2 protein-coding genes are annotated in these 2,480 nt (G+C 50.9%); both read right to left on the reverse strand.

Annotated elements, in window-relative coordinates:
• Positions 1-164: 164 nt before the first annotated feature.
• Positions 165-1,493 carry a murein DD-endopeptidase MepM gene (mepM, locus tag RTY00_RS22125; RefSeq protein ID WP_312666257.1) on the reverse strand — a complete coding sequence of 443 codons (1,329 nt, stop codon included), beginning with the start codon at positions 1,491-1,493 and terminating at the stop codon, positions 165-167.
• Between the two features lie 13 nt (positions 1,494-1,506).
• Positions 1,507-2,478 (reverse strand): zinc ABC transporter substrate-binding protein ZnuA, encoded by a 972-nt coding sequence (znuA, locus tag RTY00_RS22130; protein WP_256696623.1) that lies wholly within the window; start codon positions 2,476-2,478, stop codon positions 1,507-1,509.
• Positions 2,479-2,480: the final 2 nt, after the last annotated feature.

Raw genomic sequence — 2,480 nt, forward strand, 5'->3', positions numbered from 1 at the left:
GGAATAAACTCACTGTTATTTTTCTTTCGGGTTTCCATGCACTCGCCTCTGACAATGACCGGTCAATAATAGTGACGATGGTTAATTTTGCAATCTTCATGCGCCAGATAGCAAAAAACCGACGAAGAATCCGTCGGTTTTTAAGTGTTACGCGCAATAATGCGTTATTTCAACGTCAACTGCGGCAACCAGGTTTTGACCTGCGCCATGTAAGTGCTGCGATCTTTACCCGTCAGCCCTTCCATGCGCGGCAGTTTTGCCGTCAATGGATTTACTGCCTGATTGTTGATCCATACTTCATAGTGCAGATGCGGGCCGGTGGAACGTCCGGTGTTGCCCGACAGCGCAATACGATCGCCACGTTTCACTTTTTGCCCCGGTTTCACCAGCGCTTTACTCAGGTGCATGTAACGCGTCATGTACTGACGACCGTGACGAATTGCCACGTAATTGCCGGCAGCACCGCCGTTTTTCGCCATCACCACTTCACCATCACCTACCGCTAACACTGGCGTACCAATCGGCAGCGCGAAGTCGACACCTTTATGCGGTGCGATGCGGCCGGTTACCGGATTAAGGCGACGCGGATTGAAGTTGGAAGAGACACGATACTGCTTAACCGTTGGGAAACGCATAAAGCCACGCGCTAACCCAGACGCGTTGCGATCGTAGAACTTGCCGTCTTCCGCGCGGAAGGCGTAATAATCTTTGCCGCCGGTGCGTAAACGCACGCCCAGCAGTTGGCTTTGAGCACTTTTGCCATCGAGCATTTCACGTGACATCAATACACTGAAATCATCACCGGCCCGCAGTTTGCGAAAGTCCATTTGCCACTGCATCGCTTTAATGACGTTGCTGGTTTCTGCGCTGGTCAAACCCGCACGTTGCGCGCTGGAGGCAAAGCTGCCGCGTACTTCACCTTTCAATACGTTGTTTTGCCACTCACCCTTTTGCAACTCCTGCTGCATCTTAAAGCTGCCGTTGTCGGCGCGCTGATAAGTACGGGTTTCACGACGATCGATTTCCCAGCTGAAGGTTTGCAGTTGACCATCGGCATCCAGCGTCCAGCTCAGTTGCTGGCCGACGCGCATGTTGCGCAAATCTTTATCACTGCTGACCAGTGCATTGATATCGCCCATCTCAATACCGTACTGATTCAGCGCGCTGCTCAGCGTATCGCCTGAAGAGACGGTGTAATCATGTACGTTGGGATTGTCCGGTACGTCTTTATCGATGTCGTCAGCAGGAATATCGTCGGCCGGTTCTTCAGTAGTCTGATCAATCGGCTCGCTGGCTTCTGGCAACAGCGTACGCAGTTCGTCTTTGTCCAACGCGATGGTTTTCACGATGGGCGCAACATCACGTGGATGGTAAACGTAAGGCCGCCATACGGCGACGGCCAACGTAACAACGGTTAATGAACCCAGCATAACGCGGTGGGGGCGCGGCAAATTATTAAATGCGAGGGCGACAGAGCGGGCTATCTGCTGCACTTTTACCTATTCCTCATGCTCCATTCAGGCAGCTCGCATACTGGCTCGACAACTGTGAAAGGAATTTCACGTAGCTGTCTTTAGATAAGCTGATGTCCATTCCCAATGGATCTAACGTGCCTTTACGCACGGAAGTTCCACGGGACACGGCATCGATGACGGCCGGTCTGAATTGTGGTTCAGCGAAAACGCAAACGGCTTTCTGCTCAACCAACTGTGTTCGTATTTGATGTAAACGCTGGGCGCCCGGCTGGATTTCAGGATTGACGGTAAAATGACCTAAAGGTGACAAACCGTAATGTTTTTCAAAGTAGCTGTAAGCGTCGTGAAAAACGAAATAACCCTTGTTCCGCACAGGCGCGAGTTGCGCGCCGATGTGTTTGTCTGCATCGGCTAATTCTGCCTTAAATTCCTGCAGATTAGCGTCAAGTTTGGCTTTGCTTTGCGGCATAAGTTCCAATAATTTTCCATGGATTGCAACCGCAGTTTGTAAGGCCATGTCAGGGGACATCCACAGGTGCATATTAAACTGTCCGTGGTGATGATGCGCATGAGACACGTCCTGGTGTTCGGAGTTTTCTGAGTCATGATCGTGATCGTGACCGTGCTCATGTTCATCATCGTCATCGTCGCCGCTAATCAAAAGCGGTTTTATACCCGGCAAAGCGGCAATTTCGAGGTTTTTATTGGCGGGTAATTCGGCTGCGGACTTCGTTAGAAAGGCTTCCATTTCTGGCCCGGTCCATACAACTAAGTCTGCGTTTTTAATACGTTTTACATCGGAAGGACGTAAGGCATAATCATGCTCTGATGCGCCATCAGGCAGCAATACTTCAACCGGCGTAATGCCATCTGCGATAGCCGCTGCGATAAATCCGAGAGGTTTGATTGAAGCGACAACTGCAGAGTGCGCGGGTAACGCGCTTGTGGCAGCAATTGCCGCAGCAGTAAGGGTGAAAATAAGGCGCTTTTTATTGTGTAACATAA

Source organism: Pantoea sp. CTOTU49201, assembly GCF_032054795.1.
Classification (GTDB): Bacteria; Pseudomonadota; Gammaproteobacteria; order Enterobacterales; family Enterobacteriaceae; genus Pantoea; species Pantoea symbiotica.